The following is a 26,979-nucleotide window of genomic DNA, read 5'->3' as shown; positions in this document are numbered from 1 at the left end:
CGGAACTGTATCCGGCATATGGCTTTAATGAATAACCTGCGATAAAAACGCACGAGTGCGTTCAGATTTGGGGTGAGCAAAAAACTCATCCGGTGGTGCCTGTTCCACAATCTCGCCAAGATCCATAAAGATCACCCGGTCAGCTACTGTGCGGGCAAAGCCCATTTCATGGGTTACACATAGCATGGTCATGCCCGATTGTGCCAGACCTATCATGGTATCCAGCACTTCTTTTACCATTTCAGGATCCAACGCTGATGTGGGTTCATCAAATAACATGATTTTGGGTTTCATACACAGCGAGCGTGCAATGGCCACGCGCTGTTGTTGTCCACCAGAGATTTGCCCGGGATATTTATGCGCATGTTCGGCAATGCGGACCCGCTCGAGGTAGTGCATTGCCAGTACTTCAGCCTCTTTTTTCGGCATCTTTTGCACCCAGATAGGCGCCAGTGTGCAGTTTTGTAGGACAGTTAAATGAGGAAAGAGATTAAAGTGCTGAAAGACCATGCCAACTTCTTGTCGGACGCGTTCAATATTGCGGATGTCTTCATTGAGTTCAATCCCATCCACCACAATGCGTCCTTGCTGATGCTCTTCCAGATGGTTAATACAGCGGATAGTTGTCGATTTACCCGAACCGGAAGGCCCGCATAATACGATGCGCTCTCCCTGTTTTACCTTCAGGTTGATGTTTTTCAGGACGTGAAACTGTCCGTACCATTTGTTGACGTTTTCCAGCGTAATCATCGCGTCGGTAGACGGCATTAATAATTGGCTCATAAATTCCTCAGTGCGGTGTACGCCCGGTGTTAAAACGTTTTTCCAGATGTTGGCTGTAACGCGACATACTGAAACAGAAGATCCAGTAAATCAGTGCAGCGAAAACATATCCTTCTGTCGACATACCCAGCCACGCAGGGTCCACAGTTGCTTGCTGCACGCTACTGAAGAGATCAAACAGACCGATGATAATGACCAGACTGGTATCCTTGAACAGGGCGATAATCGTGTTAACCAGGCCAGGGATAACCAGCTTGAGGGCTTGCGGAAGAATGACCAGCCCCTGAGTTTTCCAGTATCCTAACGCCAGTGATTCAGCGGCTTCATACTGACCTTTTGGTAGGGCTTGTAACCCTCCGCGAACCACTTCTGCGACATAGGCCGACTGGAAAAGAATAACGCCGACCAGGGCCCGGATAAGCTTGTCGATACTGGTTCCTTCGGACATAAACAGAGGAAGCATGACCGAGGACATAAACAGAACGGTAATCAACGGCACACCGCGCCAGAACTCAATGAAAATGACGGATAAAACCCGCACGACTGGCATATGGGAACGACGTCCCAGCGCCAGTAAAATGCCCCATGGAAGCGCGCCTGCAATCCCCACGGATGCGATAATTAGCGTCAGTGCTAATCCACCCCACTGCCGGGTTTCTACGCGCTCCAGCCCGAAAAAACCCCCGTACATCAGCCACCAAACCACCACTGGATAAACGACGGCCCAGACGGCGATATAGCGGCCACGATGCGGGATTGTTTTCAAGAACATGGGAACGATAGACAGCAAACCAATTATCAGGGCCAGATTTACACGCCAGCGCTGATCGTGGGGATAAAGTCCATACATGAATTGCCCAAAGCGTTCATGAATGAACACCCAGCAGGCTCCGGCTTTGGTGCAGTCTGCTCGGGTTGAACCGACCCAGTTGGCCTGAAAGAATACCCAGTTCAACAGTGGCGGAAGAAATGACCAAATCAGCCATATGCATAGTAGGGTGAGCAGGCTATTTGACCAACTGGAGAACAGGTTTTTACGCACCCAGAGTAGGCTGCGGCTTGCCGGATTACTGCGCTGGCGTGAGGGGTGAGACAGCAGGGCTTTTGTCATCATGGCTCCTTAGCGCTCAATCAGTGCAATACGGCGGTTATAAATATTCATCAGCAAAGAAATACTCAGACTAATGATCAGGTATACCGACATGGTGATGGCGATCGTTTCAATGGCTTGCCCTGTTTGATTGAGTACCGTGCCGGCAAACAGTGAAACCATGTCCGGATAGCCAATGGCGGCCGCAAGAGAAGAATTCTTGACGATATTCAGGTACTGGCTGGTCAGTGGGGGAATGATGACGCGTAGCGCCTGTGGGATGATTACCTGGCGTAGCGTCACCGGATTTGGCAGGCCCAGCGAGCGTGCGGCTTCATGTTGGCCATAAGGAACGGCCTGAATTCCCGCCCGAATAATTTCTGCAATAAATGCCGAGGTGTACACCGAAAGCGCCAGAGTCAGTGCCGCCAGTTCGGGAATAAGCACCATACCGCCACGGAAGTTAAAACCACGAAGCGCGGGAATATCCCAGTGAAGCGCAGCGCCAAACATCCACTGTGAAATCACCGGTAAAAGTACGACCAACGCCAGAGCCGTGGGCCAGGTCCGACGTAGCTGGCCGGTTTTGGTCTGATGCATTCTGTTGAAGCGAAATAATCCGATGGTGACGACGATAGCGATAACGACAGCGGTGCAAAAGGCAAAAAAACCTTCTCCCATTTGTGGGGCCGGTATATAGAGCCCCCGGTTACTCAGGAACATCAAATCCAGTGCGTTAACAGCCTGGCGTGGGCCGGGCAGGTTACGTAATACAGCAAAATACCAGAAGAAGATCTGCAGCAGCGGCGGTATATTGCGGAACGTTTCGATGTAGATCGTCGAGAGTTTTCGCAATAACCAGTTATCTGACAGGCGTGCCAGTCCGAGAAAGAAACCGAGAATTGATGCGAAAACAATACACAATGCAGAAACTAATAGCGTATTGAGCAGGCCGACCACAAAGACACGACCATATGTATCGCCTTGCTCGTAATCAATCAGATGCTGGACAATACCAAATCCGGCACTGCGATCGAGAAAAGAAAACCCCGAGGTAATACCGCTATTGTTCAGGTTATTTATCGTGTTATGAATGAGATAGACCGCAATGCTGATAACCGCAATGACGGCGAGTATTTGAAATAACCAGGCGCGGACCGCAGGGTTAGAAAAGGATAACGATCCTTTTACGGTTGAGCGGCGATGGAACATAAGAAAACCTCAGTAACTATGACTCTGGGCTGAGCGCCGCAGTTGCGGCGCCCGTTACATCACTACGCATTAGCGCACCGGTGGCGCATATTGGATGCCACCGTTATTCCAGAGGTTGTTCTGTCCACGTTTGATCTTCAGCGGACTTTCCGATCCAACGTTACGTTCAAAGATCTCCGAATAGTTACCAACCTGCTTGATAATGTTGTAGGCCCATTTGTTATCAAGTTTCAGATCCTTGCCATAATCCCCTTCTTTACCCAACAGGTGAGCCATATCCGGAGTTGCTGGATTAGCTGCTTTTTCATCGACGTTTTTCGAGTTAACACCCATTTCTTCCGCATTCAACATGGCGAACAGCGTCCAGCGAACAATGGAGAACCACTCATCGTCCCCACGACGTACGACAGGTCCCAGCGGTTCTTTAGAAATAACTTCTGGCAGGACGATCCACTCCGCAGGATTGCTCAGCTTGATGCGTAGGGCATACAACTGAGACTGGTCGGAAGCCAGCGTATCGCAACGTCCAGATTCCAGAGCTTTGGCTGATTCATCCGAGCGGTCAAAGGTGACGGGGGTGTACTTCATATTGTTGGCTTTAAAGTAGTCGGCCACGTTCAGTTCGGTATCGGTTCCCGCCTGAATACAGACCGTTGCGCCATCCAGCTCTTTAGCGCTCTTCAGACCTGCTTTATTGTGGGTAAGAAAACCAATGCCGTCATAATACGTTACGCCAGTGAAGGACATACCCATACCGGCATCACGAGAGGAGGTCCACGTGGTATTACGAGAGAGCATGTCGACTTCACCAGACTGTAATGCAGTAAAGCGTTCCTTGGCGGTGAGCGGGGTATATTTTACTTTGCTATCATCGCCAAATACGGCGGAGGCAACGCCACGACATACATCAACATCAATACCCGAGAACTTGCCGCTTGCATCGGCGTAAGAAAAGCCAGGCAAGCCGTCGCTGATCCCACATTGCACAAACCCTTTTTTCTTTACGGCATCAAGTGTTGCGCCGGCATGCGCCTGATTTGCAACAGCAAGCAGCACGCCGGCCGCAGCCAGGCTGGCGATTATCATCTTTTTCATAGAGCATCCTGTGTGGAGGAATTATTGTTATGGAAACGTTCTGAAAACGTCTTTTACCTGTCTGTGGCTTTGGCCATACTCTTTTAAGCAAAGGTAGTGCCAGTTTTTTGCGCCTGATTATTCGACGCAATATGCAGAGTGTAGACAGGAAAAAATAAATGCAGCGCCCTGAAGTGGTGCAAAATTGAAACGTAAGCCACATTTCAGCGCAAAAAATTTAAAAATCAGACAGGACGCGTGATAACGATTTCTGGCGTTAATATTAATGGCGTGAGAATAATGAAAAGAAACTGTGGTGTAACGAAAAACAGAAAAAATGCTAATTTTAAATCGTGGATGTGTGAGGGAAATCTATAATAATTTTATTATATGTCAGTCGCTATTAAGCAACGTTTTGTCTTATATGTAGATTTTATGCTTAGTGCTCAAAGCGCGGTAATAACCGCGCTTTTGAGATGATTTATTTGGTCAGGGCGACAATCCCAAGTGTCAGTCCGGCAACGGCTGCAGCACCACCGGCGATGGCTCCGGCTGTTTCCCAGTTATCCTGGGTAGTGCCTTTCATACAGGTATTGGTATGAACCAGGCGCCCCTGATCGTCGTATACAGGTACGCAAGGAGAATCGTGTGCACAGCCAGCCAGGAATGCGGTAAGCAATGCAACGGATATTAATCTTTTCATGGTGTTACCTCAAAATAAGCGTTTCGCTAATTAAGCAAAGACAAACGCTAAGCCATCTGCGAACTCGGTGATTATTTTACCACTTCTTAAAAAAGGACTGACATGAGGAATAATCTCAATTCATGTGGATTGTAAAAATAATGGATAAAAAGAAAGGTCGTAGGCGAGTTTAGAGGGATAGTTTAAATGAAATAAATGGCTATCTTACTAATAAATAAAGAGGAGCATCGTAGGTAAAAAAGGCGTCCGTAGACGCCTTTATTTTACAAATTAATCGTTGTGCCGACTAAAACGCCGTCTCACGACAACAAAGAAGACGGGGACGAAGAAGATAGCCAACAATGTTGCGGTCAGCATTCCTCCCATAACACCTGTACCGACCGCATTCTGTGCACCACTACCTGCTCCGTGACTGATAACCAGAGGCATAACCCCCAGAATAAAGGCCAGGGACGTCATCAGGATAGGACGAAGACGCATACGTGATGCCTCCAGCGTCGCTTCAATCAACCCCTTGCCTTCTTTATCCATCAGGTCTTTGGCAAACTCGACGATCAGGATGGCGTTCTTAGCCGAGAGGCCGATAGTGGTTAGTAAGCCAACCTGGAAATACACATCGTTATTCATCCCGCGCAGTGATGCTGCTAACAATGCGCCTACAACACCGAGCGGTACAACCAGCATCACCGAGAAAGGAATAGACCAGCTTTCATACAATGCGGCAAGGCAAAGGAATACTACGATTAACGAGATGGCATACAGCGCAGGCGCCTGGTTACCCGACAGCCTTTCCTGATAAGACATACCCGTCCAGTCATGACCAATACCATTCGGCAGTTTTTCCGCCAGACTTTCCATCAGCGCCATTGCTTCACCAGTGCTTCGCCCTGGTGCCGCTTCGCCCAGTATTTCCATGGATGGCATACCGTTGTAACGTTCCAGTCGCGGTGAACCATAAATCCAATGTGATGCACTGAACGCAGAGAACGGAACCATTTCGCCATTGGAGCTGCGGATATACAGATTATTGATGTCCGCTGGCAGCATGCGGTATTTTGCATCCCCCTGAACGTACACTTTTTTCACACGACCGCGGTCAATAAAGTCATTGACGTAATAGCCGCCCAGTGATGCGGAGATAGTTTCGTTGATATCCGACAGCGATACCCCCAGTGCCTGTGCTTTCTCCTGATCAACATCCAGCTTAAACTGCGGAGTATCTTCCAGTCCGTTAGGACGAACGCGAACCAACAGATCGGGGTGTTTAGCCACCATTCCCAGTAGTTGGTTACGCGCTTGCGTCAACGCCGTATGCCCCAGACCGCCCTGATCGATCAGCTCAAAATCGAAGCCGGTTGCGGTACCCAGTTCAACAATAGCGGGCATATTGAAGGGGAAGACTAACCCATCGCGGATCTGGCTGAACGCGCGTGTGGCGCGTGCAATGACCGCTTCAACACTATTTTCCTCGCCGCTACGTTCATCCCAGGGCTTGAGGCTAACGAATGCCAGACCTGAGTTTTGCCCCTGACCGCTGAAGCTAAAACCGTTAACCGTGAAGACGCTTTCGACATTAGCTTTCTCATTGGTCAGGTAGTACTGAGTAACCTGATCCAGTACTTTCTGGGTGCGCTCTTGCGTAGCTCCTGCCGGAAGTTGAATCATTGTCATAAACACACCCTGATCCTCCTCTGGCAGGAAGGAGGTCGGCAGGCGCATAAACAGAACCGCCATTCCGATCACGATGATCAGATAGACGACAAGGTAACGCCCTGTTTTACGCACAATACCGCTGACGCTATTGGTATAGTGATTGACGCTGTGATCGAATTTGGCATTAAACCAGCCAAAGAAACCGCTTTTTTTCTCGTGATGCTCAGCCGATACCGGCTTCAACAATGTTGCACAAAGCGCAGGAGTCAGGATCAGCGCTACCAGTACAGAAAGCGCCATGGCGGAAACGATGGTAATGGAGAACTGCCGATAGATAGCCCCAGTTGAACCGCCAAAGAAGGCCATCGGGATAAATACCGCAGACAGCACCATGGCAATACCAACCAGTGCCCCCTGTATTTGTGACATGGACTTTTCCGTCGCCTCTTTAGGCGGCAGATTATCTTCCATCATCACGCGTTCCACGTTTTCCACCACCACTATCGCATCATCGACCAATAGACCGATGGCGAGCACCATGCTGAACATCGTCAGGGTGTTTATCGAGTAGCCAAACGCGGCAAGTACGGCGAATGTGCCCAACAATACGACGGGGACAGCGATGGTTGGAATGAGCGTTGCCCGGATGTTTTGCAGGAACAAATACATGACCAGGAACACCAGCACGATCGCTTCAAACAGCGTTTTTACCACTTCATGAATGGAGATGGTCACAAACGGCGTCGTGTCGTATGGGTAGACCACCTTCATTCCCTGCGGGAAGAATGGTTGCAGTTCAACCAGCTTGGCTTTGATAGCGTTCGCGGTATCCAGCGCGTTTGCCCCGGTTGCCAGCTTGATCCCAAGGCCGGATGCAGGCTTACCGTTAATACGCGCCACGACGTTGTAGTTTTCCCCACCCAACTCGATACGCGCGACGTCTTTCAGGTGAACAACCGAACCATCGCTGTTCACGCGTAAAGTCACTTTCCCGAACTCTTCAGGGTCTTTCAGTCGCGTTTGCGCAATGATAGAGGCGTTCAACTGCTGGTTAGGTAATGCAGGCGTCCCCCCTAACTGACCTGCGGCAATCTGATCGTTCTGTACCTTCAACTGATTGATCACATCAACCGGCGTGAGCTGATATTTGTTCAATAAGTTTGCATCCAGCCAGATGCGCATGGCGTACTGTGCACCAAACAGCTGCACGTCACCCACGCCATTCAGACGGCTGATTGAGTCTTTAACGTTCGAAGCGACGTAGTCGGAAATGTCATCCTGTGTGGTTTGGGGGTTGTCAGAAACAAAACCCGCGACCATCAAAAAGCTGCTACTCGATTTCTCGACGCTGATCCCTTGCTGCTGAACTTCTTGCGGCAGTAACGGAGTGGCGAGCTGCAGTTTATTTTGCACCTGTACTTGCGCGATATCGGGATCGGTACCAGACTGGAAAGTCAGCGTAATAGTCACACTCCCGGCCGAGTCGCTGGTGGAGGACATATACATCAGGTTATCGATACCATTCATATTCTGTTCGATAACCTGCGTGACTGTATCCTGAACCGTCTGCGCATCTGCACCAGGATAGGTGGCAGAAATGGCGACCGCAGGAGGTGCAATGGTCGGGTACTGTGCCACGGGCAGTTGTATGATTGCCAGAGCACCCGCCATCATCAGAATGATAGCCAGTACCCAGGCAAAGATAGGACGCCTGATAAAAAAGTTAGCCATGTCCGGTTACCTTATTGGGCTTTCGCGGCAGGAGTTTCGGTATCGGCGGTTGCTTTAACCTGAACGCCTGGACGTGCTTTCTGTAAGCCGCTCACGATAACTTTGTCCCCCGGTTGCAGGCCTTCGCTGATAAGCCATTTGTCGCCAATGGCTTGTGCGGCAACGACTGCGCGAGACTCAACCTGACTCTTGTCATTGACGACCATTACGGTGGCATCGCCGCGAGGCGTACGCGTTACCCCCTGCTGCGGAACGAGAATGGCATTTGGCTGAACACCTTCATCAATGCGTGCGCGCACAAACATGCCCGGCAACAGCGTATGCTGTGGGTTAGGGAACACGGCTCTGAGGGTGATTGATCCGGTGCTTTCATCAACCGTCACATCAGAAAACTGCAAAGAGCCTTTTAGCGGGTATGACTGACCATTTTCCATCACCAGTTCGACCGTACTGCTGGTGCTGTCTTTATGCAGACTCCCTTGTTCAACAGACTGTTTGAGGCGCATAAAGTCGTTACTGGACTGTGTTACGTCGACGTAAATGGGATCGAGTTGTTGAACGGTAGCAAGCTCTGTAGCCTGGCCATTCGTGACTAATGCGCCTTCGGTGACGTTAGATTTACCGATGCGTCCGCTAATCGGCGATGTCACTTTTGTGTAGGCCAGATTGATACGCGCGCCTTCGACCGCCGCTTTTGCCGCGATCACGGAGGCATCGGCCTGGCGAGCATCAGCAATTGCCTGATCGTACTCTTGCTGACTGATGTACTTGGTGCCAACCAATGGCACATAGCGTTTTACCGTTAAATGCGCGATTGCAGCCGCCGCTTCACTCTTCGCCAGTTCACCTTTGGCGCTGTCATAGTCGGCCTGGTAAGTCGCGGGATCGATCTGATAAAGCGACTGTCCGGCTTCAATATCGCTTCCCTCAGTGAAATTCCGTTTAAGCACTATCCCGCTGACCTGGGGACGGACTTCTGCAATTCGGAATGCCGTTGTGCGCCCGGGTAATTCGGTCGTTACAGCTAAAGGAGCCTTTTCGACGACATGAACAGTCACCTGCGGTTCTGCGGGATGAGCTTGTGTTTCTCCCTGATCGTTACAACCGGCGAGTAATGCAGCGGAGACGATGATGAATGAGGGCAGGAGTGAAAACCTGGCATTTTTCGTCATTTCAATTCCTTAAAAAACCGAACGCTCGTTATTAACCGGGTAATGCAGGGGCGATAACGCGCACAAGAGAAAATAATAGTTGGCTATCCTACAAATTATTAGCTAGCGATGTAAGCAATACTTATTTATGGGTGCGATTCACGGCACGTAAAAGCAAAAAGAGATTAATCGGCTGTTGTTTCATTGAGGTGTTAATAGCAATAATATGATGCGTATAAACACAAGTTGAAATAAGCATTTGATTTATGAATATATTGATTGTTGGTATTTGTTTTGTTTATTCGTGTGCAAAGTCAGTAATAATATTTTTTAGGGCTCGTTTAAATAAATGCTAAGTGATACATTTGTTCCGTACCGCAAATATTAGATAAGAAAGTTAATCATTCTCTACCTTACCCTTACCTCAGACAGCTGAAACCATGGCTAGAAAAACGAAAGCTGATGCCCTCAAAACGCGGCAGCACCTGATAGAAACAGCGATTGTACAGTTTGCCGCACGTGGCGTAAGCAATACGACGCTAAACGACATTGCAGACGCCGCCAGCGTGACGCGGGGGGCGCTGTATTGGCATTTTGAAAACAAGACGCAATTGTTTAATGAACTATGGTTACAACAACCGCCATTGCGCGATCTTATTCAGGACCAGCTTATTGGCCGTTGGGGAGATAATCCTTTACAGCGACTGCGTGAAAAGTTAGTTGTGGGGTTGCAATATATTGCGCAGAATCCTCGCCAGCAGGCATTAATGCAAATTTTATATCATAAATGTGAATTCCATAACGATATGATATCGGAACAGGCTATTCGTGAAAAAATTGGTATCAATCATCTGGGTATGCGCATTGCCTTGCAAAAATGTATGGACGACGGACTTATCGCAACCAGCCTTGATTTAGACGTTATAATAATTATTCTTCATGGGAGTTTTAGTGGCATTGTTAAAAACTGGCTCATTAATCCAATGAGTTATGATCTTTATAAACAAGCGCCAGTATTAGTTGATAATGTATTAAAAATGTTAAGCCCAGATGGTAGCGTAAGGCAATTAGCGCAGAGTGAGAGTCAGGTGGGGTAGTTTTAGCCGCCAGGCCTGACGGCTGTTGAAGTGGGGTTGGTGGCGCTATTCGAGGTCGACGCAGTTGACCAGCTTAAGGGGATTCACTGAGTTCATATTCCGACACTTATCGTGCTCTGTTGTCATCAGCTCTATCCATTGGATGAGCAGAGCATCAAAAAGAAAAACGAATACTGCAAAAACAACCAGCCACCAATACTTACGAATCATTACTAAACCCTGTGTATTCATGCCCAAGCGTGCAGGGAATATACACGAAATCTGTAACCTGAAAAGCAGACTTACAATGCCTTTACTTTGTTGAAAGATCGCCGCTCTTTGCCGTCAATCGACTCTTTTTAGACAGGTTTTTTGTCTTACGTTTTTTCACCTTGGCAAGCTCAATTTCTGAAAAATGAGAACCGATACTCAGTCTTCTGAGCCCCATTTTTACGTATTCAACATTGATCTCAATCCCGACAAACTTGCGACCCAATTCCACGGCGGTGGCACCGGTGGTGAAGCTGCCGGCAAACGGATCCAGTACCCTGTCATCTGGGTTCGAGGATGCCAGAATTATACGCTCCAGGAGGGCTTTGGGTTTCTGGGTGGGGTGGTTTTCGTATTCGTCCATCAGATAGCGAACGCGTGGGAACTCCCAGACATTTCCCGGCACTTTTTTCTGATTGTATGGCTGCGGTGGATTTTTTCTGTAGTCTATTAGCGCGCGTTGAGCCCCGGTTTTGGCTTCAACCAGAATATCGTCACGATTAAATGTGTAGTTTTTCTGATCTTTTACCATCATCAGGATCGGTTCATACATCGAACCAAAGTAATTTTTGGCCTGTACCCCTGAGCTATCGTATGACCACACGATACGGCTCTTGATAGTAAAGAGCTGGCGGCATTTGAGGTCAATATACGGCATGTTCTCCGTACTGTTCATGATGTACATGGTGCCGTGCGGTTTGAGAATGCGATGGCACTCGTCAATGCACTCAAACAGCCACGCCAGAAAAGCCTCTTCATCCCAGGACTCCACCATCCCGTCAAAATCTTTACCGATGTTATAAGGTGGATCGGCAAAAATGAGATCGACGCTTTCAGAAGACAGCTTTTTCAGTTCGGTCAGTGCATCACCCAGGATTATCTTTTTAGATTCATCGCCAAAATAGACAGGTTCACATCTTGCGTTCATCGCCAAAGCCTCCCGTGTGAAGTTAATAAAAAAGGCGCTTCCCCATGCCGAGTAGCGCCTTTTAAAACAAACATTTAACTGATTAGTATCAGTTCATGCCGTACTGTCATATTAACTGTTTTCATGCTTTTAAGTGATTTGAGTATTTATATAATAATCAATAAGTTATTTAAATATGTGCCTGTATATTGTTCCAGTGTTTTTCTTTGTTTATGCTATTATGCAAGCAATTCTGTATAAACATTTGTATAAACACTTTGGGCTGGGTGGTGTATGGCTGGCGAACTTAACAAACTGAGCGACAGGAAGTTAAAGGGATTACATGGCATCCCGGCCAGTAAGATTGAGTTTTATGCTGATGGGGCCGGGCTGAGCGCCAAGGTAACGAAAGCTGGTGGTATTAGCTGGGTGTTTACTTACCGACTCGACGGGCAGAAGCTGCATCGTCTGACCCTAGGACGCTATCCGGATATGAGCCTCAAAGAGGCCCGTTCTTCGCGTGATAAATGCCGCCATTGGCTCGCCTCAGGTAAAGATCCAAAGCATCAGTTGGCGCTGACTACTCAGGAAACGCTTAAACCGGTCACTGTTAAGGAAGCTATCGAATATTGGATAAGCGAATATGCAGAAGAGAACCGCGCGAATGTTGAACGGCACAAAGCGGAACTGCGTAAACATATTTATCCTTATATTGGGAAAATGGCGCTCGCTGACTGCGAAACTCGTTACTGGCTTGACTGCTTTGACAGGATGAAAAAGAAAACGCCAGTCGCCGCAGGTTATGTGTTCCAGATGTGCAAGCAAGCCCTGAAATTCTGCCGGGTTCGTCGCTATGCTGTGAGTACCGCGCTTGAAGATTTAACAATTCCAGATGTCGGTAAAAAACAGGCAAAAAAAGACCGGGTATTAAACGATAAAGAGGCTGGCGATTTATGGACTGCCATTACCTCTGGCACTTGCTTCATGCCTTACTACACCAGGCTACTGACAATCTTAATGGTGTTTGGGTGCCGAACGCAGGAGGCCAGACTATCAGAGTGGAGTGAATGGGATATGGATGCCTGGGTCTGGACAGTTCCCAAAGAGCACAGCAAGGGCGGCGAGAAGATTGTAAGACCTGTGCCGGATGCCATGCGCAAATTCATTGAAATACTGCATGACGAAACGAAACTATCCGGCCTTTTGCTTGGGTCGGTTAAAGGCAGTGAAGCGGTAAGCCAGTGGGGCCGTAGCGTTTATAAAAAGCTGGGACATTCTGAACCATGGACACTGCACGATCTAAGACGAACATTAGCAACGCATATGAATAATATGGGTATCGCTCCGCACGTTGTTGAACAGTTGCTGGGCCATTCAATGCCGGGAGTTATGGCGATTTATAACCGCAGTCTGTACTTGCCTGAGAAATTGGATGCGTTGAATAAATGGTACGACAGACTTGATATTTTATCTGGCGGGTTCACTAATATTGTTTTGTTGAATAGGGCTGAATGATGACTAGTTTTCTTAAGTTGGGTATTTTCGAGCGTGAAGCCAAAGCCCCGGAGCTAAATATTAAACAACTTGCACTACTAATGTGTGGGGTAGATCCGACAGTTAAAACTGCTGATATCCCTGAGGCGAAAGTTGAAGCTTATAATATATACTATCGACAGCTGAGTCGATGGTTATCAGCATCTAAATTATTTCGAGGGGGAAACTCAACAGCCTATCCCGCAGACTATATGTTTGCTCTAGCATATCCTCTTATTGATGAAGATATTACACCACAACCCATAAAGGACAGATGCCTTGAGGCAGTGGCTATAATTGCTAATCAAAACAAAGGGAAAGAGCATCTTTATGCTATGGGAGGGGATGAGCTTTTACAGGTCGGAATTGCATTGAAAAGCAGCAAACGCGGCTTGCATCGTAAGGAAGATGAAAAGGAATATAATGATAAATTGATGGGGATGCTGGTCAAGCTTATAGCACATAAGATAGGCCATTCATTTGGCACCTCCAAAAAACCCAGCATCTCAGCCATTTTAAATGAACTATATAAATTAGCTGATGAGGAAGGTATATCTAAAACTGGATTATCTAAATCAGCAATATATGAGAAAATTCGCAAGGCATTAAATTCGATTTATTATACGGAATGAATATTATTTTCCAATGTCAGTAGGTATTATTTATATTTCATGTAAAATTACTAATTAATTATATTTGCTGAAGCTTTTGGCGATTCAATGATCGCCAAGGCGGTTCAATTGTTAGATTTGATGTTTGTTACAGTTACATTCAAAAGCATTCAGCGACACGTAATGACACGTAATGACACCTAACAGCACCTAACAGCACCTAACAATACCTCGCTCCATCCACGGTCCCTACAAGATCATTACTTGCTAACTTTTTCCATCTTTGTTCATGGTTATTCATTATGGTTCATCATGGTTCATCTTTGTTATGAACAATCCAAGGTGAATCAAATCGTTGAAGAACGGTGATCTTCGTTGAGTTATTGAAATTCATACTTTTTTCTCTCTATCTAACCGTTGAAATCATTGTGGAAATTGCTTTAAACAGGGAAGTGTTATCTTGGTGGAATTTGTATGTTTCAATGGAATTGCATGTTCTTTTAAAGGATTCCAGAATCAATGGAAATGCTGGTCATTTATCCACTAATCTCTTCGCATAACATTGAAACAGTGGAGGCAGCATGCAAAATATCACCTTTACCCAGCCAAATCCTGAACAGCGTCGCACCCTTCTTGAAGAGTACGGTTTCAAGTTCGATCGCCGTATTCGTGAAGATGAATGTAGCGAAATCACCAGCCTCTCCCGTTCCAGTCGCTGGAAAATGGAGCAGGAAGGGCGCTTCCCTCCCCGTTGTCATTTTGGGCGTAACAGCTGCGCCTGGCTTCTTTCTGATGTCCTCTGGTGGGTCCGCAACCCTCCGGCAGTTGCAAACGTGAACAACCCATACAGCCGCAAATCGGCCTAACAGAAACCCAACGCAATTACCCGCAACTTCGTCTGATCAACGAAAATAAATTAATTTGCGGGGACTTGCGCTCGAATTATTGCAGCATACCTAACGCTGTCGCGGCGGCTCTGAATATCTACTTTTTGGAGCGATAGAAATGAATCAGAAAAAAATTACTGCCTTAACTGGCAGCGGCCAAACTCAACCAGAAACCAGCCCAAATGATATTGGTGATAAAGATTTTGCAAACCTCGTTCCTGTAATTGTCGGACAGATCGGGGGACGGGATAACAACGTGGTGAGCGCGAAAGCGTTACATGCTGCGCTTGATATTGGACGTGATTTCTCAACATGGTTCGCAGAACGGGTCGAGGAATATGGATTTGTTCGCGGTGTCGATTATTTCACCGATGATGATATGGCCGTTGCATGGTTAATGAATGACCAATATTCCCCCGTTTCGGGGAAAAATAAAGGTCGCGGGCGTCCGCAGAAAGATTACTTCCCAAACATTGCCACAGCTAAAGAGCTGGCGATGGTTGAACGAAATGAACAGGGCCGGGCTGTTCGTCGTTACTTCATCCGCTGCGAAGAGGAATTAATTCGATCGGCCCCAGAAATTGCGGCAAGACTGCGCCAACAATTGCGCGCACGTATTACCGCCGCGAATTTGTACAAGCCGATGTGTGCAGCTCTTGAATCAGCTCGTGCAGAGCAAGGCAAAGAGACGCAAGGCCATCACTACAGCACCGAAAGTAACATGATTGCCAAAATGGTACTGGGTGGCCTGACAGCCAGGCAATGGGCGCAAGTTAACGGCGTTCAGGGCGAGCCACGCGACAGCATGAATGCAGATCAGCTTGAACACCTTGCTTATCTGGAAAGCACCAATATTACGCTTATTGAAATGGGTATGGATTATTACAGGCGCAAATCCGAACTGATTCGTCTGTCGCAGCGCTGGCTGGCTAAGCGTGTTGGAGGTGCTGAGTGATTTTGCATACCTCAATAATGGTTGCGCAGAATTTGAGCCGACGAAATTCGCACGCGCAAATTAACCGCGAACGTTTAACGTACGGACATCGCAACCCATTGAATCATCTTAATTATCGCGAAACGCGAGAATTGGCGAGCAACGAACACGAACAGTATTCGGGTTCGCCTGAACATCAACACTGCTTAGGTTCGGCAATCATCTTTAAAGGATGTATCAAGGAAAATCAACAACGTGCAGTTGAGGTTCCAACGAATAACGTAGAGAGCTGCAATGGCAGCGCATTTTTGCTCTACGAGGGAAATCAACAACGTACAGTTTTGTACCGTAATCCAGATTTGGATTACGAGAGGGTAGTAACTCAAAGTTACGAGGTTAACCAGCTGTCTCTGAGCGAGTCGGATAACAAACCCTCTTTAAGAGGGGAGGCTCTGATTTCGGCAGTGCCTCACAGCGCTAACGAAATTAGCCCTGTTCAGGAAAAGAGAAAGGGTGGGATTTCAAATCCTACCCTTTGGCTGGTGGTCTACCGACAAACTACCGAGAACCCGGCAGTTCACAGCATTACGGAGAGTAACCCTGCTCAGCCCTTTGGCTCGATGCCCTGTCGGCGCAATTCCGCGCGGGCCAGTTCTTTCAACCAATTACCGAGACTAACGCCCTCACGTTCTGCGGCATCATTAAGCTGCTGCCGTAATTCTGGAGTGATTCGGATCTGGAAAGTAGGCGACAGCCCTTCTCCTTTTGGTGTTTTATCTCGTTTGATAGTTGACATGTACGTACGTAACCTTATAGCATGGATTTTGTTATGTACGTACGTTATCACGACGAACATGCAAAAGACAACGCCCCGGACTGCGGGAACAGTGCCAGGGCGTCTGACCTCCACCGATAAGTTACGTATCGAGGAAGCTATGAAAGATCATATCACACACCCGCAAGGGCGGAAGTCCTACATCTGGCGTTTTCTTGCACTGAGCGCCATCGGTCGCAACGTCATTCACATCACCGCTACCACTGAGCGCGAAGCCCGTGAGCAATCACCGGATGGATGCGTGATGGTATTCGCTGGTCGTCTGCCAGTTCGGGAGGGGCACCATGCGTGAGCCAATCTGTCTGGAGCAGGCCGAATATAAATCAGCGCTGGCCGCTTCACTCTTCGAAACCATTTTGGAAAAAGCCAGTGCTGAGTGTTCTGAAACCCTGCTGAATCATATCTCTCTGGCATGTGACCTTAATCAGGAAATCCACCGGGCATTAATCGCCGAGCTAGGTATGGGAGATGCGAAATGAGACAGGTGCCTTTTGAAGTACTGATGCACGCCGAAGACGCACTGGCATACAGCAATCAGGCTCTGGCTATGCTGGAAATCTGGATGGACTCCCTCGGCGAAGGTGATGAACACGAATCCAACTGTGTGGCTGCCATTTTCAGCCTGGTGCATGAGTCAAAAGATCGTCTACAGAAAGCGCGGGAGGCTTCCAGTGCAAAATGACTTTGTAAGCGATGCGCGGCACGGGAAGCGCGGGGAGTTCAAATTGCCGCTGTTTTGTGAACTGACTGCAGAAGGGCAGAGTCACATCACCTTTGCCCTGAAGTTTGCCCCCGAGTCTGTGGCTGTGTTCCATCCCGATTCGGGAGAAATATCTCACTGGCTCAGCCGCGGAAACGAGATTATCGACATTTACGGTTGCTATGCCGTCTTTCCTCGCAATGGCATTAGGGAGGAACAGCAATGAGCCGCGCAATTGAGATTATCCGTGAAGTTAAGCGCCAAGCTGCCGGAAGCTGGGAAAGCCTACTTCCTCAGTGCGGGGTGACGGTTCCGCCGAAAGGCCGTCACGGCCCATGCGCCATCTGTGGTGGATCTGACCGATTTCACTACATTGACGACCACGGCGGCGGCGAGTGGCATTGTCGCCAGTGTGACGAGCCAAATCACGGCGACGGTCTGGATCTCATTGCCAGATCTCAGGGCATTACCATAACCGCTGCGGCGCAGAAAGTATCCTCTGTGCTGGGTGTTGATGCCCGGACACCGGAACCGAAGCCAGCCAGAGAGAAGCCTCAGACGGATATCGCCGGGAAAGTTGCGGCGTTGGCTGCTAAAGCCTCTCCGGGGCAGTCTGCTTACCTTGCATCAAAGGGGCTTCAATGCCCCTTCCCGATGCTGTCCGATGGGTCGCTGCTGCTGGTGCTGAAAAACGGTGCTGACGCGACGACAGGCGCACAGGTGATTAAGCCAGATGGCAGTAAGCGGCTGGTGGCCGGAACGGTGAAGAAAGGCTCTTTTTGCGTGGTTAATACAGGTGAAACGCCGGAGACGGTGATTATCGCCGAAGGACTGGCAACGGCGCTTTCAGTTCAGCAGTTCCGCCCTGATGCGACAATTATCGCAGCAATTGACGCCGGGAACCTGCTGCCAGTTGCGCAGGTGATGCGACAGCGTTACCCGGGTGCGCAGATCATCATCGCCGCAGATAACGATATTAAGCCCGGCGAACCAAACACGGGAAAATCAGCCGCAGAAAATGCCGCTAAAGCTGTCTCTGGCTGGGTGGCTTTACCTCAGACCGAGGGAAAGGCCGACTGGAATGATTTTCACCAGCAACACGGGCCGGAAGCAGCGGCAGCAGCATTTGATGATTCACTTTATCAGCCAGGGGGAAATATGCCTGTTCAGCTTAAAGCCATCGAGGGCGGGAAACAGACTGCCAGTGACGGCGGCGAAGACCTCAAACCGTACTTCGATAAACGCAAAGGCGGATTGTATTACATCGAAAAAAAGCAAAATCAGGACACTGGCGCGGTTGATGAACGGGAAACGTGGGTATCTGATGAAATGGAAACCGTTGGCATTGGTAGCGATGGCAAAGACGGTTACATCGTGATCCGCATGAAACAAGAGGGCACCGGCACTCTGCTTTACGAAGCTATGCCCCGCCGTGAGTTGGGTTCACCACAGGGTTGGGGTCGTCTGCGCTCAAGAGGGGTAAATATCACTGCGAGAAGGGCTCATTTGGATTTGCTGACTAACCATCTGCAATTACATGGCGACCGCGAACAGTGGACGATTACGCATACTGCTGGCTGGCATGAGGGGGCTTACGTTATGCCAGACGGGCATATTATCGGCAAACCTGAGCGGCCTGTGGCTTTCTGTGGCGGCACGTCTGCTGTAACCGGCTATGTTGTTCGCGGAACGGCGGCAGAATGGCGCAGTAATGTGGCCTCACTGATGCGTGGCAACAAATCAATGGTGCTTGGGGCGCTGGTGGCTTTTGCCGCACCGCTGAATTCTCTGGCAGGTGGTAGCTGTTTCGGTATTCATCTGTTCGCTCAGTCATCGGCGGGTAAGACAACCACTGTCGAGGCTGCATCCAGCATCTACGGCGTGCCCGATGAGCTTAAACTGACATGGGATGCGACAAAGTACGGGCTTACCATTGAGGCGGCTTCACGCAACGATGGATTTATGCCGATTGATGAGATCGGGCAGGGTAATAACGCCAAAGACGTGGCAGGCAGCGCCTATAGCCTGTTTAACGGCACCGGGCGCATTCAGGGTCACAAAGACGGAGGGAACCGCGCCGTGCTCCGCTGGGCGATTGTGGCGCTGTCTACGGGCGAAGAAGATTTTGAAACCTACCTGCTGAGAAACGGACTGACGCCCAAGGCCGGGCAACTGGTGCGCCTGGTGAGTGTGCCATTCTCAGACACGACAGAGTTTCATGATCTGGACGATGGCGATCAGCATTCCCGCGCCATCAAGCGGGCTTCATCGAAATACTGTGGCGCAGTGGGCCGGGAGTGGATTGCAATGCTGGCCGCAGACCGTGAATCAGCCTGCCAGAAGGTCAGCGAACGGGAAAACGCCTGGCTGTCAAACCTGCCAGAGGATTTATCCCCACAGGCAAAGCGCGTGGCAATTCGCTTTGCCCTGCTCGATGCAGCAGCAGAACTTTCCATGCCCCTTACCGGATGGAGCCTGGAAGAAACCAGAGCGCATATCAAAAGCAGCTTTGATGAGTGGCTTGATAACTACGGCACCGGGAACAGGGAGAAATATCAGGTTGTCAGCCGTGCCAGAGACTTTATCCAGCGCTATGCGCTCAACCGTTTCCAACCTTACACGTTCGGTAAGCGCAATGGCGACATGGATAACCTGAGCGCTTCCCGCATCACCAATCTGGCGGGGTATCTTGTCAGTGGCAGACGTGAAGACGGATGTAATGAGTATCACATCATCCCTTCGGTATTTGAGAGTGAAATCCTGTGCGGGATTCAGAAGAAACTCGGTGCTGAAGCACTAGAAGAGGTAGGAATGCTGGTAAGGCGGGAGCCCGGAAGAATCGACGGAAAGACCATTTCTGTTAATGGCAGCCAGCAGCGCTTTATCGTTCTTATTGATGGCGAAGACTGATTTTTCCGTGATGAGTTAAAATCGCTGGGTTAAGCGGGATAACGGGATAAGTAATAAAAAACATATATAAATCATTATATTAATATATACATTCTTATCCCAACTTAACCCAAGTTATCCCAGGCAATTGTTAATGAATTGTACAACTTATCCCAAAAAAAACGGGCCTGGGATAAGTTTGGTTAGCATTTGGGTTATGCAGTTGATTGATTTAATTGAAAAATATACAACTTATCCCGTTATCCCAAAGATTTTTCGTTTTTTGCATATATACAATCAGAAGGATGAAAGTAATGAGTGAGAAGTTGACCGATAAATTCAATGCCAGTCTGGGTGGATATGTACCCGCATCGCCTGGCTGGTATTTGCGTGAACAGAATAGTGCAGGTGAGAATGTTTATCATCCGGTGATGGCTTGGCGGGAGTGCGCCGGAACGGGGTTGTTGTCTGATGGAGTATTGGTTCCTGTGCTTCCTTGCGGAATGACGGGGAAGGCATCATCCGAGATTGGCGGGGATGTGATGTATGTATTTCACGAGTGGTTAACCCCTAATGGCAATGGCACTTTTCGTGACAGGAATTTTTAAATTCAGCATGCGACGGCCAGCAACATGAAGATGATTTCTAACTGATAGGAGCAAAGAAAATGTTTACTTATAAGGATGTTCTGGAACATCGCAAGGTGCATGGCATTGAAAATGCCGTACAGGATATGGGAGTAAAGGAGTACGCTGCTGCGCTTGATAAAGATGCGGTGGTGATGATTGATTCTCACGGCTTCATTGTGGATTCGTTCACGGGAATGGCTCTGGCTGCTGATGGCGAACAGCTGGATCTCCTCATAGCGCATCTGGAGAAAATGCGTAAGGATATGCCGGAAAAGAACATGCGGGATTTGCTGAATAAATAAATTTTGTAAATTATTCGTACTCATGTTGTAATGGCTCAATAGTAATGTCCGCCTGTGGCTCAATTCAGATGTCCGCGCTATGGTAAGCTTCACTGGTCCGTTTAAACTACCGGGAGGCATATCATGAGCGCAGAAAGCTCAGGAGTGTTTACTTTGAAAGAGATCAACCGGATCAAGATTATACAGGACGTCATTGAACGTCGCATCACAACGCGCCGTGCGGCCGAGCACCTCGGTATCAGCGACAGGCAATGCCGCAGACTTCTTGCCCGTTACCGTGAAGGCGGACCGCTTGGTATGGCCAGCAGACGATGTGGCATGCGTGGTAACCGCCAGTTGCCACCCGGGCTCGCAGATCAGGCTCTGGAACTGATCAAGACGCGTTATGCTGATTTCGGTCCGACTCTGGCGCGTGAAAAGCTCGAAGAACTCCACGGACTGTTTCTTGGCAAAGAAACTGTCCGGCGCATCATGGTGCGGGCTGGCTTATGGGTTCCCCGTAAACAACGTGCCGCAAGGATCCCTCAACCACGGTACCGGCGTCCGTGTACTGGTGAGCTGATACAAATAGATGGCTGTGATCACGACTGGTTTGAAGGCCGTGGCCCGGCCTGCACCGCGCTGGTCTATGTTGATGATGCAACCAGCAAACTGATGGAACTGTTGTTTGTTAAATCGGAGTCCACGTTTTCTTACTTCGAAGCCACGCGGCGCTATATCGATAAGCATGGTAAACCGCTGGCACTGTACAGCGATAAAGCCGGTGTTTTTCGTGTTAACAATAAACACGCCACAGGCGGAGACGGGCATACTCAGTTTGGGCGAGCCATGCATGAACTGAACATCCAGACTATCTGTGCAGAAACCAGTCCCGCCAAAGGGCGTGTAGAACGAGCTCACCTCACTTTACAGGATCGTCTGGTCAAAGAGCTGCGGTTACAGGGCATTTGTTCAATGGAGGCTGCAAATGACTTCGCTGAGGCCTATATGGCTGACTATAACCGCCGTTTTGGCAAAGTACCGCGACATGATTTTGACGTACACCGTGCTGTAGAACATGATGAGGACCTGGGGCTTATTTTCACTGTTCGTGAAAAACGTAAAGTCTCAAAATCGTTGACGATACAATATGATAAAATGTTGTACCTGATTGAAGACAGCGAACTGAGTCGCCGTGCAATAGGTAAATATATCGATGTGTATCACTATCCTGATGGCAGAAAAGAGCTGCGCCTGAACGGTACGCTACTTCCCTACTCTACCTACGACCGACTGTCAGAAATCGACCAGGGCGCGATTGTCGATAACAAGCGTCTTGGCCGAACCCTGGAGTTTATCAGTCTGGTGCAGAGCAAGCGGGATAACACGCGCTCTCAGTCAATTCCCGCTGGAGATGGCCCTTCCCGACGACGGCCAAAGCAGGAAGGGAAGAAATCCCAGCGCTCACTGGATAATGATGACATGCTCGAAGCACTCAAACAGCTTCAGTCACGTTCAGAGGACATTTTTGGTAAAAGAGCCCGCTGATGGTACTCACTGGCCGGACAGTGGTTGCTCACCAGTTGATATTGTCCGGCCAGACCCATGATGTATTATTCATTTCGTTCAGCATCTTTATGTCCTGCTTTTCACGGGCATACTTACCCCATAATGAATGAAAAGAACGAACAATACTGATTAACTGCTTTTTTCTTTGCTCCGGAGATAGGCTGATAAAATAGCAGCACCTGCTGTCAATATTATCCTCAATGAAATTAAAATCAGAGTCTGATGCATATTTTACTGTTAGCATAATATCATTCGACGTTGTTCTCTCAGACTCTGTTAATGCTGATTCTATCAGGTATTCAAAGGCATACATGACAGACAGCTGGTTTTTGTCTGTCTGAATATAACCCATTGAGTTTCTGAGTATTGAGGACTGTACCAGGACCAGAGGCCATAAAAGCTCAACACCATAAAGCTTATATGTATCATGTTGATCATACTGATGTTGCTCAACACGACGATTACCTTCCCGTGCTTTACGAATATCATAGGCAAGGGATAACATAAATCCGTCTTTAACTTTAATCAGTGGGCTTTCATCCACGATGTAATGAATGAGTTCATGTAATTCATTCAGGGCTTCTGAATCTCCCCACAGTATAAAACCTGCATTGTTCGGCGTTAACTCGTATCGAAGCATGGGCTCAATCATCCTGTTGTTTCAGTCGGAGGAAAGTCTATCAGTAAAGAGAATGAGAGATCAAAGTGGTCATTTTAATTGAGCTGGATAACGGACATTTCAATTGAGCCTTGACAAATATTGTAATGGCTCAATAGTAATGTCCGCCTGTGGCTCAATTCAGATGTCCGCGCTATGGTAAGCTTCACTGGTCCGTTTAAACTACCGGGAGGCATATCATGAGCGCAGAAAGCTCAGGAGTGTTTACTTTGAAAGAGATCAACCGGATCAAGATTATACAGGACGTCATTGAACGTCGCATCACAACGCGCCGTGCGGCCGAGCACCTCGGTATCAGCGACAGGCAATGCCGCAGACTTCTTGCCCGTTACCGTGAAGGCGGACCGCTTGGTATGGCCAGCAGACGATGTGGCATGCGTGGTAACCGCCAGTTGCCACCCGGGCTCGCAGATCAGGCTCTGGAACTGATCAAGACGCGTTATGCTGATTTCGGTCCGACTCTGGCGCGTGAAAAGCTCGAAGAACTCCACGGACTGTTTCTTGGCAAAGAAACTGTCCGGCGCATCATGGTGCGGGCTGGCTTATGGGTTCCCCGTAAACAACGTGCCGCAAGGATCCCTCAACCACGGTACCGGCGTCCGTGTACTGGTGAGCTGATACAAATAGATGGCTGTGATCACGACTGGTTTGAAGGCCGTGGCCCGGCCTGCACCGCGCTGGTCTATGTTGATGATGCAACCAGCAAACTGATGGAACTGTTGTTTGTTAAATCGGAGTCCACGTTTTCTTACTTCGAAGCCACGCGGCGCTATATCGATAAGCATGGTAAACCGCTGGCACTGTACAGCGATAAAGCCGGTGTTTTTCGTGTTAACAATAAACACGCCACAGGCGGAGACGGGCATACTCAGTTTGGGCGAGCCATGCATGAACTGAACATCCAGACTATCTGTGCAGAAACCAGTCCCGCCAAAGGGCGTGTAGAACGAGCTCACCTCACTTTACAGGATCGTCTGGTCAAAGAGCTGCGGTTACAGGGCATTTGTTCAATGGAGGCTGCAAATGACTTCGCTGAGGCCTATATGGCTGACTATAACCGCCGTTTTGGCAAAGTACCGCGACATGATTTTGACGTACACCGTGCTGTAGAACATGATGAGGACCTGGGGCTTATTTTCACTGTTCGTGAAAAACGTAAAGTCTCAAAATCGTTGACGATACAATATGATAAAATGTTGTACCTGATTGAAGACAGCGAACTGAGTCGCCGTGCAATAGGTAAATATATCGATGTGTATCACTATCCTGATGGCAGAAAAGAGCTGCGCCTGAACGGTACGCTACTTCCCTACTCTACCTACGACCGACTGTCAGAAATCGACCAGGGCGCGATTGTCGATAACAAGCGTCTTGGCCGAACCCTGGAGTTTATCAGTCTGGTGCAGAGCAAGCGGGATAACACGCGCTCTCAGTCAATTCCCGCTGGAGATGGCCCTTCCCGACGACGGCCAAAGCAGGAAGGGAAGAAATCCCAGCGCTCACTGGATAATGATGACATGCTCGAAGCACTCAAACAGCTTCAGTCACGTTCAGAGGACATTTTTGGTAAAAGAGCCCGCTGATGGTACTCACTGGCCGGACAGTGGTTGCTCACCAGTTGATATTGTCCGGCCAGACCCATGATGTATTATTCATTTCGTTCAGCATCTTTATGTCCTGCTTTTCACGGGCATACTTACCCCATAATGAATGAAAAGAACGAACAATACTGATTAACTGCTTTTTTCTTTGCTCCGGAGATAGGCTGATAAAATAGCAGCACCTGCTGTCAATATTATCCTCAATGAAATTAAAATCAGAGTCTGATGCATATTTTACTGTTAGCATAATATCATTCGACGTTGTTCTCTCAGACTCTGTTAATGCTGATTCTATCAGGTATTCAAAGGCATACATGACAGACAGCTGGTTTTTGTCTGTCTGAATATAACCCATTGAGTTTCTGAGTATTGAGGACTGTACCAGGACCAGAGGCCATAAAAGCTCAACACCATAAAGCTTATATGTATCATGTTGATCATACTGATGTTGCTCAACACGACGATTACCTTCCCGTGCTTTACGAATATCATAGGCAAGGGATAACATAAATCCGTCTTTAACTTTAATCAGTGGGCTTTCATCCACGATGTAATGAATGAGTTCATGTAATTCATTCAGGGCTTCTGAATCTCCCCACAGTATAAAACCTGCATTGTTCGGCGTTAACTCGTATCGAAGCATGGGCTCAATCATCCTGTTGTTTCAGTCGGAGGAAAGTCTATCAGTAAAGAGAATGAGAGATCAAAGTGGTCATTTTAATTGAGCTGGATAACGGACATTTCAATTGAGCCTTGACACATGTTTACCCGTGATTCCCCCTGTCTCTGACGGGGGTTTTCTTTATATTTTTCATATATATCTTGAAGAGTGGCACTCAGACGTGAGCCGCCACTGGCCGTTTAATTAAGCTGCGAGAAGTAGCCTGCGAGATGCAGAAAAAGGTTAAACGGCCTCACCCCTCTCCGCGCTGGTTTCACGTCTTAACGTTAATTGTTACGGAAACCACTCATGAAAAAACTACTCGAATTACGCCAGCAGAAAGCCGCACTCAAAACCCAGATGCGTTCCATGCTGGATAAAGCCGACACCGAAAAGCGCAGCCTGAACGATGAAGAAGGCAAGCAGTTTGACGAACTCCGAGCTCAGGCTGATGCGCTTGAAGTTGAAATCACCCGTCTTGAAGCCGTCGCCGACGATCAGCGCAATCTGCCTGGTACTTCCGTTGAAGGTGAGCCAGTAAGCAACGACGAGCTGCGCCACTACATCATGACAGGTGATACCCGTTCTCTCTCCACGCTGGTGCAGGCTGACGGCGGCTATACCGTTATCCCTGAGCTGGACAAAGAGATTATGCGCCAGTTGCAGGATGATAGCGTGATGCGCTCCATCGCAACGGTGAAGACCACCAAAACCAACGAATACCAGAAGCTGGTATCTGTGGGCGGCACTACTGTTAATCGTGGTACCGAAGGTGAGGCACGTACCGAAACCAGTACGCCGAAGATGGAGCGCGTTGATATCAAACTCAACCCGATCTACGCCTACCCGAAAACCACTCAGGAGATCCTCGACTTCTCCGAGGTGGATATTCTGGGCTGGCTGTCTTCTGAAATTGCCGACACCTTCACCGCGACCGAAGAAAGCGACTTTGTGAACGGCGACGGTGATAAAAAATCCAAAGGTTTCCTGTCTTACCCTCGCGCGGACACTGCCGACAAAACCCGTCCGTTCGGTACGCTGGAGAAGATGGAAGCCGCTGACGTTTCCTCTGATGGCCTGATCGACCTGCTGTATAAGCTGAAAGCCAAATACCGCAAAAACGCCGTATGGGTGATGAACTCCAACACTGCGGCCAAACTGCAAAAGCTGAAAAATGGCAACGGGGATTACATCTGGCGCGATCGTCTGGTTGCCGGTTCTCCCGATACGCTGCTGGGCCGTCCTGTTCAGTATCTGGAAACCATGCCGGATGCGGAGGCAGGTAAAGCGTTCCTCGCTGTGGGCGACTTCAAGCGCGGCTACTTCATCGTTGATCACACCACTGGCGTGCGTACCCGTCCTGACAACATCACCGAACCGGGTTTCTACAAGGTGCATACCGATAAATACCTGGGCGGCGGTGTGGTGGACTCCAACGCCATCAAGGTGCTTGAGCTTTCCGGCTCCGGTTCCTGATTTGACGTTTAAGGGGCTACGGCCCCTTTTTGCCCTCTGTGGAG

Annotated in this window: 27 protein-coding genes; 15 read left to right on the top strand and 12 right to left on the bottom strand. The window is 48.7% G+C overall.

Going from position 1 to position 26,979, the window contains the following annotated elements; all coding sequences use genetic code 11:
* Positions 1 to 24: 24 nt before the first annotated feature.
* The 7 genes from C2U41_RS20130 to C2U41_RS20100 all read right to left on the bottom strand — a co-directional run bounded on the left by C2U41_RS20130 (position 25) and on the right by C2U41_RS20100 (position 9,418).
* Positions 25 to 783: an amino acid ABC transporter ATP-binding protein gene (locus C2U41_RS20130; protein ID WP_003025300.1), complete on the bottom strand. Its 759-nt coding sequence runs from the start codon at positions 781 to 783 to the stop codon at positions 25 to 27.
* A 7-nt stretch (positions 784 to 790) separates the two neighbouring features.
* Positions 791 to 1,894 (bottom strand): amino acid ABC transporter permease, encoded by a 1,104-nt coding sequence (locus C2U41_RS20125; protein ID WP_086529795.1) that lies wholly within the window; start codon positions 1,892 to 1,894, stop codon positions 791 to 793.
* A gap of 9 nt (positions 1,895 to 1,903) precedes the next feature.
* The gene (locus C2U41_RS20120; RefSeq protein WP_087879254.1) at positions 1,904 to 3,085 is read right to left on the bottom strand and encodes an amino acid ABC transporter permease; all 1,182 of its coding nucleotides are present in this window, start codon (positions 3,083 to 3,085) and stop codon (positions 1,904 to 1,906) included.
* Between the two features lie 69 nt (positions 3,086 to 3,154).
* Positions 3,155 to 4,180: an amino acid ABC transporter substrate-binding protein gene (locus C2U41_RS20115; RefSeq protein WP_003025295.1), complete on the bottom strand. Its 1,026-nt coding sequence runs from the start codon at positions 4,178 to 4,180 to the stop codon at positions 3,155 to 3,157.
* Between the two features lie 460 nt (positions 4,181 to 4,640).
* The gene (locus C2U41_RS20110) at positions 4,641 to 4,862 is read right to left on the bottom strand and encodes a lipoprotein (RefSeq protein ID WP_003025292.1); all 222 of its coding nucleotides are present in this window, start codon (positions 4,860 to 4,862) and stop codon (positions 4,641 to 4,643) included.
* A 270-nt stretch (positions 4,863 to 5,132) separates the two neighbouring features.
* The gene (locus tag C2U41_RS20105) at positions 5,133 to 8,246 is read right to left on the bottom strand and encodes an efflux RND transporter permease subunit (RefSeq protein ID WP_103848556.1); all 3,114 of its coding nucleotides are present in this window, start codon (positions 8,244 to 8,246) and stop codon (positions 5,133 to 5,135) included.
* Between the two features lie 11 nt (positions 8,247 to 8,257).
* Complete coding sequence (locus tag C2U41_RS20100; RefSeq protein ID WP_032938256.1) at positions 8,258 to 9,418, bottom strand: efflux RND transporter periplasmic adaptor subunit; 1,161 nt, start codon at positions 9,416 to 9,418, stop codon at positions 8,258 to 8,260.
* Positions 9,419 to 9,837: 419 nt separating this feature from the next.
* On the opposite strand from C2U41_RS20100, the gene envR reads away from it, so the two are divergent.
* Complete coding sequence (gene envR, locus C2U41_RS20095) at positions 9,838 to 10,494, top strand: acrEF/envCD operon transcriptional regulator (RefSeq protein ID WP_003025283.1); 657 nt, start codon at positions 9,838 to 9,840, stop codon at positions 10,492 to 10,494.
* Positions 10,495 to 10,539: 45 nt separating this feature from the next.
* Here envR and C2U41_RS20090 read toward each other — a convergent pair whose 3' ends face one another.
* Positions 10,540 to 10,704: a DUF2556 family protein gene (locus tag C2U41_RS20090; RefSeq protein WP_003025279.1), complete on the bottom strand. Its 165-nt coding sequence runs from the start codon at positions 10,702 to 10,704 to the stop codon at positions 10,540 to 10,542.
* A gap of 82 nt (positions 10,705 to 10,786) precedes the next feature.
* Positions 10,787 to 11,671, bottom strand: coding sequence for an adenine-specific DNA-methyltransferase (yhdJ, locus tag C2U41_RS20085; RefSeq protein ID WP_003839873.1), 885 nt, complete (start codon positions 11,669 to 11,671; stop codon positions 10,787 to 10,789).
* Positions 11,672 to 11,944: 273 nt separating this feature from the next.
* Here yhdJ and C2U41_RS20080 point away from each other — a divergent pair, with 273 nt between their 5' ends.
* The 4 genes from C2U41_RS20080 (at position 11,945) to C2U41_RS20065 (ending at position 15,636) form a co-directional block, all read left to right on the top strand.
* Positions 11,945 to 13,165: a tyrosine-type recombinase/integrase gene (locus C2U41_RS20080; RefSeq protein ID WP_103848555.1), complete on the top strand. Its 1,221-nt coding sequence runs from the start codon at positions 11,945 to 11,947 to the stop codon at positions 13,163 to 13,165.
* Positions 13,165 to 13,815: a hypothetical protein gene (locus C2U41_RS20075; RefSeq protein WP_103848558.1), complete on the top strand. Its 651-nt coding sequence runs from the start codon at positions 13,165 to 13,167 to the stop codon at positions 13,813 to 13,815. Before C2U41_RS20080 ends, C2U41_RS20075 begins: the two co-directional genes overlap by 1 nt.
* Positions 13,816 to 14,375: 560 nt before the next feature.
* Positions 14,376 to 14,660 (top strand): helix-turn-helix transcriptional regulator, encoded by a 285-nt coding sequence (locus tag C2U41_RS20070; RefSeq protein WP_103848554.1) that lies wholly within the window; start codon positions 14,376 to 14,378, stop codon positions 14,658 to 14,660.
* Between the two features lie 139 nt (positions 14,661 to 14,799).
* The gene (locus tag C2U41_RS20065) at positions 14,800 to 15,636 is read left to right on the top strand and encodes an antA/AntB antirepressor family protein (protein ID WP_103848553.1); all 837 of its coding nucleotides are present in this window, start codon (positions 14,800 to 14,802) and stop codon (positions 15,634 to 15,636) included.
* A gap of 583 nt (positions 15,637 to 16,219) precedes the next feature.
* Here C2U41_RS20065 and C2U41_RS20055 read toward each other — a convergent pair.
* Positions 16,220 to 16,411: a toxin-antitoxin system HicB family antitoxin gene (locus C2U41_RS20055; RefSeq protein WP_032661928.1), complete on the bottom strand. Its 192-nt coding sequence runs from the start codon at positions 16,409 to 16,411 to the stop codon at positions 16,220 to 16,222.
* 139 nt (positions 16,412 to 16,550) lie between these two features.
* On the opposite strand from C2U41_RS20055, the gene C2U41_RS20050 reads away from it, so the two are divergent.
* The 8 genes from C2U41_RS20050 (at position 16,551) to C2U41_RS20015 (ending at position 22,497) form a co-directional block, all read left to right on the top strand.
* Positions 16,551 to 16,742, top strand: coding sequence for a host cell division inhibitor Icd-like protein (locus C2U41_RS20050; RefSeq protein WP_101360992.1), 192 nt, complete (start codon positions 16,551 to 16,553; stop codon positions 16,740 to 16,742).
* Positions 16,735 to 16,929: a hypothetical protein gene (locus C2U41_RS20045; protein ID WP_101360987.1), complete on the top strand. Its 195-nt coding sequence runs from the start codon at positions 16,735 to 16,737 to the stop codon at positions 16,927 to 16,929. Before C2U41_RS20050 ends, C2U41_RS20045 begins: the two co-directional genes overlap by 8 nt.
* Positions 16,926 to 17,132 carry a hypothetical protein gene (locus C2U41_RS20040; protein ID WP_019077819.1) on the top strand — a complete coding sequence of 69 codons (207 nt, stop codon included), beginning with the start codon at positions 16,926 to 16,928 and terminating at the stop codon, positions 17,130 to 17,132. The genes C2U41_RS20045 and C2U41_RS20040 overlap by 4 nt, the downstream gene beginning before the upstream one ends.
* Entirely contained in the window at positions 17,122 to 17,376 is a 255-nt protein-coding gene (locus tag C2U41_RS20035) for a hypothetical protein (protein WP_019077818.1), read from the top strand. The genes C2U41_RS20040 and C2U41_RS20035 overlap by 11 nt, the downstream gene beginning before the upstream one ends.
* Positions 17,373 to 20,060, top strand: coding sequence for a DUF927 domain-containing protein (locus C2U41_RS20030; protein ID WP_101360988.1), 2,688 nt, complete (start codon positions 17,373 to 17,375; stop codon positions 20,058 to 20,060). The genes C2U41_RS20035 and C2U41_RS20030 overlap by 4 nt, the downstream gene beginning before the upstream one ends.
* Positions 20,061 to 20,353: 293 nt before the next feature.
* On the top strand, positions 20,354 to 20,647 hold the full coding sequence (locus C2U41_RS20025; RefSeq protein WP_101360989.1) for a hypothetical protein: 294 nt from the start codon (positions 20,354 to 20,356) through the stop codon (positions 20,645 to 20,647).
* A 59-nt stretch (positions 20,648 to 20,706) separates the two neighbouring features.
* The gene (locus C2U41_RS20020; protein ID WP_019077815.1) at positions 20,707 to 20,970 is read left to right on the top strand and encodes a hypothetical protein; all 264 of its coding nucleotides are present in this window, start codon (positions 20,707 to 20,709) and stop codon (positions 20,968 to 20,970) included.
* A gap of 123 nt (positions 20,971 to 21,093) precedes the next feature.
* Positions 21,094 to 22,497 carry an ISNCY-like element ISKpn21 family transposase gene (locus tag C2U41_RS20015; RefSeq protein ID WP_001567368.1) on the top strand — a complete coding sequence of 468 codons (1,404 nt, stop codon included), beginning with the start codon at positions 21,094 to 21,096 and terminating at the stop codon, positions 22,495 to 22,497.
* 28 nt (positions 22,498 to 22,525) lie between these two features.
* On the opposite strand, the gene C2U41_RS20010 is transcribed toward C2U41_RS20015, so the two are convergent.
* Positions 22,526 to 23,158, bottom strand: coding sequence for a DUF6904 family protein (locus C2U41_RS20010; protein ID WP_001567369.1), 633 nt, complete (start codon positions 23,156 to 23,158; stop codon positions 22,526 to 22,528).
* A gap of 218 nt (positions 23,159 to 23,376) precedes the next feature.
* Here C2U41_RS20010 and C2U41_RS20005 point away from each other — a divergent pair, with 218 nt between their 5' ends.
* Positions 23,377 to 24,780, top strand: a complete 1,404-nt coding sequence (locus tag C2U41_RS20005; protein WP_001567368.1) for an ISNCY-like element ISKpn21 family transposase — start codon at positions 23,377 to 23,379, stop codon at positions 24,778 to 24,780.
* 28 nt (positions 24,781 to 24,808) lie between these two features.
* Here C2U41_RS20005 and C2U41_RS20000 read toward each other — a convergent pair whose 3' ends face one another.
* A complete protein-coding gene (locus tag C2U41_RS20000) occupies positions 24,809 to 25,441 on the bottom strand; it encodes a DUF6904 family protein (protein ID WP_001567369.1) in 633 nt (210 codons plus the stop codon).
* Positions 25,442 to 25,768: 327 nt separating this feature from the next.
* Here C2U41_RS20000 and C2U41_RS19995 point away from each other — a divergent pair, with 327 nt between their 5' ends.
* A complete protein-coding gene (locus tag C2U41_RS19995; RefSeq protein ID WP_103848552.1) occupies positions 25,769 to 26,935 on the top strand; it encodes a phage major capsid protein in 1,167 nt (388 codons plus the stop codon).
* Positions 26,936 to 26,979: the final 44 nt, after the last annotated feature.

The sequence above is a fragment of the Citrobacter freundii complex sp. CFNIH4 genome (genome assembly GCF_002934505.1).
Lineage (GTDB): Bacteria > Pseudomonadota > Gammaproteobacteria > Enterobacterales > Enterobacteriaceae > Citrobacter > Citrobacter freundii.
This window is presented reverse-complemented; position numbering and strand designations above follow the sequence as displayed.